This is a genomic window from Hydrocoleum sp. CS-953, from assembly GCF_002260545.1.
Classification (GTDB): domain Bacteria; phylum Cyanobacteriota; class Cyanobacteriia; order Cyanobacteriales; family Microcoleaceae; genus Trichodesmium.
Window position 1 is genome coordinate 1 of sequence record NZ_LGSU01001115.1, and the last position, 6,963, is coordinate 6,963.

A 6,963-nucleotide genomic window follows, 5' to 3' on the forward strand; every position below is an offset into this window, starting at 1 on the left:
TGATAATTAATTTAACTATTGTACAATAGTAAGGCTCGGAAACTAGCAAGGTAGCGATCGCCTGATTATTCAGTGGGTGATAATTAATTTAACTATTGTACAATAGTCCAGTAGGGTGCATTACGCTATCACTAATGCACCAGCAAAATCAAAAATGATGGGTTACGTTCCACTTTGTTCCGCTTTTTTCTTACGGAATGCTCCGCAAACATCTCGCGGAGGGAAACACACTCTACTAGAGTGTTCAATCGGATTCTATATAAAACTTAGGAGCGAACAACGAGGGAAGACCTCTCCCCCAACCCCTCTCCTTACAGGAGAGGGGAGAATTCCCCCTTTTCAAAGGGCAGGGCTGTTTCAGGCGTCAAATAAATAATCGATTATTTATGAGAATTGGGGACACGTCGATAAAAATTTGGGGAAAAGTTACGNGTCAAATCAACGAAATTTCTGAAAAATCCATTTCTTCACCAAAATTATTGCTCGATATTCTTTGGGGAAAATTAGCGTGTAAATGGTGAAAAATTCTCCCCTGCTCCCTGCTCCCCCGCTCCCCCTCTACCTTAACCAAGAATGAAACAGCCCTGCCTTTCAAAGGGAAGGGGGTCAGGGGGTTAGGTTTTACCCACAAATTTAGTCTAGACGCGCTACTAAGGTATTATGACTAGATAGTATTCAGATTAATATCAACTTTTAACTTAATTATGTTAACTCCCGGACAAATTTTAAAAGAACGTTATCAACTACAAAAACAATTAGGCCGTACTGTACCAGGTCGTAAAACTTGGCTAGCATTTGACTCCCAAATGCAAGAACAAGTAACTCTAAAAATGTTAGCTTATAGTCCGGAAATACTGGGGCAAGAATTAAATTTATTTGAGACAGAAGCCACAACTTTACAAGCTCTAAATCATCCCCATATCCCTAGTTATCGCGATTATTTTTCCTTAGAAAAAGAAGCAGATTCAAGTTTACCTTGGTTTGCATTAGTGCAAGATTATATTCCTGGTTTTTCCCTCCAAGAATTATTAGATAGAGAGAAAAAATTCACAGAAGAAGATGTGGAGAAAATTGCCAAAGAAGTATTAGAAATTCTGATTTATCTCCACGAACTAGAGCCTCCTGTTTTGCATCGAGATATTAAACCGAGTAATTTAATTATGGGTGCAGACCAACAAATTTATTTAGTAGATTTTGGTGCAGTACAATCTCAAGGTAATGCTCAGGGAGTAACTTTTACTATTATTGGAACGAGCGGTTATGCTCCTCTAGAACAATTTTGGGGTAGAGCAGTTCCAGCTTCAGATTTATATGCTTTAGGAGCAACTTTAATTCATTTACTAACAGGAACTTCCCCAGTAGATTTACCGCAAAAAAATTATCAGATTCAATTTACTGACAAAGTTGATATTAATCCTAGCTTTGCCAGTTGGATTAATAAAATTACAGAAATGGATTTAGGAAGTCGGTTTCAAAATGCTCGTGAAGCTTTGACATCTCTCGACTCAAAACCAAAACTTCAACCATTAGTGCCACCGAAAAAAAATCCTCTAAACTTTAGCACTATTATTACCATTAATAAATCTCCAGATAGAATAGAAATCTATACTCATGCACCTAGTTTAAGAGAAATTAAAGGTTCTGGAATGTTCGGTGGGATTTTTTGTATATTTGTAGGTTTACTGCTAACTAATCCTGTTTATGGAATCTTGTTATTTATCCTGGTTGTAGCAGGAATATTTGTATTATTTGGGGAAAAGAATTATATTTATTTCGACCATGATATTTTTAGAATAGAACGACATCTATTAGATATGACTTACGGAAAAATTCAGGGAAATACTAGAGATATTGTAGAAATTTTAGCATCTAAATTTGAATCAGGTTATCAAGTGGTAGTTCNAGCTGAAACCTGAAAACTAACCCGAAAAGAATTATATTTATTTCGACCATGATATTTTTAGAATAGAACGACATCTATTAGATATGACTTACGGAAAAATTCAGGGAAATACTAGAGATATTGTAGAAATTTTAGCATCTAAATTTGAATCAGGTTATCAAGTGGTAGTTCAATCTCAAAATAATAAATATCAATTAGATAAAGCAATGAATATCAAAGATAGTACATCCTTGGTTGAGGAAATTAACCAATGGTTAAATCAGATTAACTAGCTAGTAAGCATTCAGCCGTCAGCTATCAGCTATCAACTATTTTTTATTTTAGATCAAATCTTTTGTGTTATAAGAAACCGGGTTTTTTGGAGATAGATTTCATTCAATAATTAATAATTGATAATTGATAATTACCTCTACCTCAAAGGAAGAGGATTGAATAAAAGGAAAATAAATTCATTGTTTCTCTTGAAATAGAAAACTTTAAACCTTAATTATTCGGTAAGGCATCGGCATCTAATAGACATCTGGTGATAATCAAAAATAAAATCAATTATCTCTGGAGAAATCATCAATTATTTCCTCCTACTATGTACGGACGTTGCACAGGCAAAAATGCGTTTTCCGTTCCGGAATGCTCCGCTTTCCATGTTGCGCAGCAAAACGTCCCTACTCCCTCTTTTTCGGAGAGGTATAATACAAACCCGGTTTCTACACTTTGAAAAATCATAGCCAAGATTTTGAAAAAGAACAATTAATATCATGTCCGGATAATTAGTAATAAAAAAGTTTTTGTTTGTAGTTTTGCTCTAGCCATATCTAGGGCTTACTGATTAAATATCAAAGTATTTACCGATAAAGCTTTTAGGCTTTTGAAGTCTGAAATACCTTGATTTTCAGCTCTTGTTACCCAATAATTAATAGTTAATAGTTAATTATTAATTATTAAGAGTTGATAGTCAATAATTAATTATTCATTCATTCAACAATTAAGGTTGAAAGCCTCCCCTTTCAAGGGGATAAATCAAAAAAAATTCCTTTTAGCAAATCCTATCCGTTTCAAGAAGGGGTAATTATTAATTATTAATTATTAATTGTTCATTGTGTTTTTTGCTGAATCAAAAAGTTAGCATTTTTGGTGCATAGTTGGGCAAAAAAATTACTCTCGTAGAGACTTGTATGCAACCTCCATACCTACTCCCGAAAAAAGACTTTTTCAGCAAACTCTATCTATATAAACCATTTGGTATCTTGACATTAGATTGGTTAAATTTTTGAATTAGAGTGGTTTTTATGATTAGTAGACAATAGGGATATTCCCATAAGAACTTCCCTAAAACCCCCCGCAAAATGTGAGTTGTGAGTGGGGTGTTTCATGTAAAAAGATTGAAAAATACTCCCCATCACCCCATCACCCCATCACCCCATCACCCCATCACTCTCTCTACTTTTAAATAGATCCTTTCAGGGGTTCTATAGTTCGGGCTAGAGCAAAACTACCAACTTTAATTATCACTACTCAACCAGACATAATATAATAACCAGATTTGGTATGATAACTGATAACTGATAACTAATAACTAATAACTAATAACTGATAAATGCCTCTGTTTCACCAACCCAATAAGTTATCGTCTAGCGATCGCCTGCTCCAAGGAATAGCCATCGCTACTAATGGCTTATTGACAATTAAAGACCACCATAAGTCAGTCCAGGCTGCCCTGAATGCTCTAGGGCCAGTTATGGATGTTGATCGGATCTATATATTCCAAAATCATCCCCATCCTGAAACTGGGGAACCTGCTAGCAGTCAGCGCTGGGAGTGGGTAGCTGAGGGCGTGCAGCCAGAAATTGACAACCCCGAACTGCAAAATATTCCCTATCCAGAAATTTTGCCCCGTTGGTATGATACTCTATCCCAAAAGCAGCCAATTATAGGTCTAATTAAAGAATTTCCCAAAACAGAGCGAGAAATATTACAGCCACAAGGAATTCTGTCTATGCTGGTAGTACCAATTTTTATCCGAGACTATTTTTGGGGATTTGCTGGATTTGATGATTGCCAACAAGAGCGTCAGTGGAGTGACAGTACAAAAGCAGCACTAATGGCGATGGCAGGGAGTATTGGAGGAGCAATTTCTCAATGGGAAACTGAAAGCAACCTCAAGCAACTTAACGAAACCTTGGAAGAACGAGTTAAAACCCGTACTGCTGAACTTGAGCAGGCAAAAGAACTTGCCGAATCTGCAAACGATGCTAAGAGTGAATTTATGGCTAATATGAGCCATGAACTGCGGACACCACTCAATGGTATTTTGGGCTATGCTCAAATCCTGAATCGTTCTCAGAAACTGGCGGAAAAAGAGCGCCACGGCGTTCAAATTATTTACCAATGTGGCTCTCATTTGCTAACCCTGATTAATGATATATTAGATTTATCCAAGATTGAAGCTCGGAAACTGGAACTTAGCACTCAAGAGATTCACTTTCCTGCTTTTTTGCAAGGGGTGGTAGAAATTTGTCGGGTTCGATCTGATAAAAAAGGACTTAACTTTAGCTATCAAGCTGATGCCAATCTTCCCACAGGAGTTATTACCGATGAAAAACGACTGCGCCAAGTGCTGATTAATCTCCTTGGTAACGCTGTCAAATTTACCGAAACAGGAACGATAGCTTTTACAGTAGAAAATATTCACTCATCAGATGTAACAGGAGAAAATTCTATGGCTTGCATCAACTTCCAAATTAAAGACACCGGAGTTGGTATTGCCGAAGCAGAAATAGATAAAATATTCCAATCTTTTGAGCAAGTTGGTGACAAAAAAAATCGTGCCGAAGGTACAGGTTTAGGTTTAGCAATTAGCCAAAGAATTGTACAATTAATGGGTGGTAAGATCGAAGTTAACAGCGAACTAGGAAAAGGTAGTATTTTTAGCTTTCAGATAAATTTACCCATCGCTCACAACTGGATACAAAAAGTTTCCACAAGCAATGGAGAGAAAATTATTGGGTATGAGGGAGTACCTCGCCATCTACTTGTAGTGGATGACAGATGGGAAAATCGTTCAGTTTTGGTGGAGTTGTTAGAACCTTTGGGGTTTAAGGTGACAGAGGCAGAGAATGGTGAAGAAGCATTGGATCAACTCAGACAACAAAAATTTGATCTGATGATTACAGATATACATANAAGTTTCCACAAGCAATGGAGAGAAAATTATTGGGTATGAGGGAGTACCTCGCCATCTACTTGTAGTGGATGACAGATGGGAAAATCGTTCAGTTTTGGTGGAGTTGTTAGAACCTTTGGGGTTTAAGGTGACAGAGGCAGAGAATGGTGAAGAAGCATTGGATCAACTCAGACAACAAAAATTTGATCTGATGATTACAGATATACATATGCCTGTAATGAATGGTTTCAAAATGCTCAAACATTTACGCAATGACGAGCAGCTCAAAAATACAATCGCGATCGTATCATCAGCATCAGTGTCAGATATGGATCGGCAAAAAAGTTTAGATGCAGGAGGTGATGATTTTCTAGCTAAACCTGTAAATGCTGAGGATCTATTCAATTTGCTTGTTAATTATCTACAACTGAATTGGAAATATGAGAAAATCAACTCAGAGGAAACTCCTACTATAGCTCAAAACGAGCCTTCAGAAATAGTTGTCCCCCCAGTAGAGGATTTACAAATGCTATTCGAGTTAGCCCAGCGTGGTATGCTGCTAAAGCTAGCAAAAACTGCTGAAAAAATTGGGCAAAATAGCGATCGCTATCTACCCTTTACTCAGAAAATTTCACAACTGGCAAAGGAATTTCAAGCAGAAGAAATTGAGATATTAATCCAAAAATACCTTGACTAGATGTTTGCGAACCATTCCGCAGGAAAAGCATACTGATAAACTCTAGACGACAAGTTCTTCATCCAAGGATAAAGTGGTTTTGTGTGGTTGGTAAAAACTTCTCTAAGCTTACGGACATTGGGCTTATAACCATCAATATATGTAGCATTCCATAAACTTAAACCCCAGTTTTAACACCAGCGTGAATAGCCAGCGTGAGTCGCCATCAGAGTTTTATGCTTATTATTAAGTTTCAGCTTTGTAATTATGGATTTCATATATGGGTGAGTGCAACCTNATAAAGTGGTTTTGTGTGGTTGGTAAAAACTTCTCTAAGCTTACGGACATTGGGCTTATAACCATCAATATATGTAGCATTCCATAAACTTAAACCCCAGTTTTAACACCAGCGTGAATAGCCAGCGTGAGTCGCCATCAGAGTTTTATGCTTATTATTAAGTTTCAGCTTTGTAATTATGGATTTCATATATGGGTGAGTGCAACCTGTCTAAAAGTATGCTTTTTAATGTATTATATCGTTTTTCTTTGATTAAGTCAATGCTCTAAGAGACTATTTGTAATATCATGTCCGGTAGCATCGGTATTGTATATAGAAGGTAAGGAAGAAGAAAGAAGGCTTTAGTTATCTAGGAGAGAAGGAAGAAGAAAAGGAAAAACCTTAAATTAGGTAAATATTTCCCCAACTTTTACACGACGCGACCATACCAGCGGACATGAGATAAAAGGAATATTAAATCTAGGCGTAGGATGGGGAGGGTGAGGCGACAATAACTATGAATCGTAGCAAAGTCGTTGCGGGCATTCCGGCCCGCACTACGCCGTAACCCACCAAACATTAAACACTCTGGCCGTCTTAATCTGTAGTTTACAAAGACTCTCTAATATAAAATCCAGTGATAAATTTATAGCATTTGCTACTTCCCATCAAGACAAACTTTTAGTAGTATACTATTAAATAATTTCCGTGGCTTAAATCCTTATTTTTTTGTAACTTCTAACTTCTGACTTTCTTTTAATTACCAAAACCAGAAGGTCTAAAAGTTCCCCTTTTAAGGGAATGAAAAAAATCAACTTCAGTATTTCAACCCTCTGGCTTCATCTGGAGGTACTGTTTAATAATTGATAATTGATAATGGATAATTGATAATTACCTCTCCCTAAAACGGATTGGATTGAATAAAAGGAAAATAAATTCATTGTTTC

Annotated in this window: 4 protein-coding genes; all 4 read left to right on the forward strand. The window is 36.7% G+C overall.

Going from position 1 to position 6,963, the window contains the following annotated elements; genetic code table 11:
* Positions 1-704: 704 nt before the first annotated feature.
* On the forward strand, positions 705-1,902 hold a 1,198-nt coding region (locus AFK68_RS17145), incomplete at its 3' end, for a serine/threonine-protein kinase (protein WP_246844242.1).
* A gap of 84 nt (positions 1,903-1,986) precedes the next feature.
* Positions 1,987-2,175 (forward strand): hypothetical protein, encoded by a 189-nt coding sequence (locus tag AFK68_RS17150; protein WP_094673826.1) that lies wholly within the window; start codon positions 1,987-1,989, stop codon positions 2,173-2,175.
* 1,322 nt (positions 2,176-3,497) lie between these two features.
* Positions 3,498-5,082, forward strand: a 1,585-nt coding sequence (locus AFK68_RS17155) for an ATP-binding protein (protein WP_143437971.1), incomplete at its 3' end; no start/stop codon positions are given.
* Between the two features lie 66 nt (positions 5,083-5,148).
* Positions 5,149-5,760, forward strand: coding sequence for a response regulator (locus AFK68_RS45550; protein WP_371357432.1), 612 nt, complete (start codon positions 5,149-5,151; stop codon positions 5,758-5,760).
* The last annotated feature ends 1,203 nt before the right edge of the window (positions 5,761-6,963 follow it).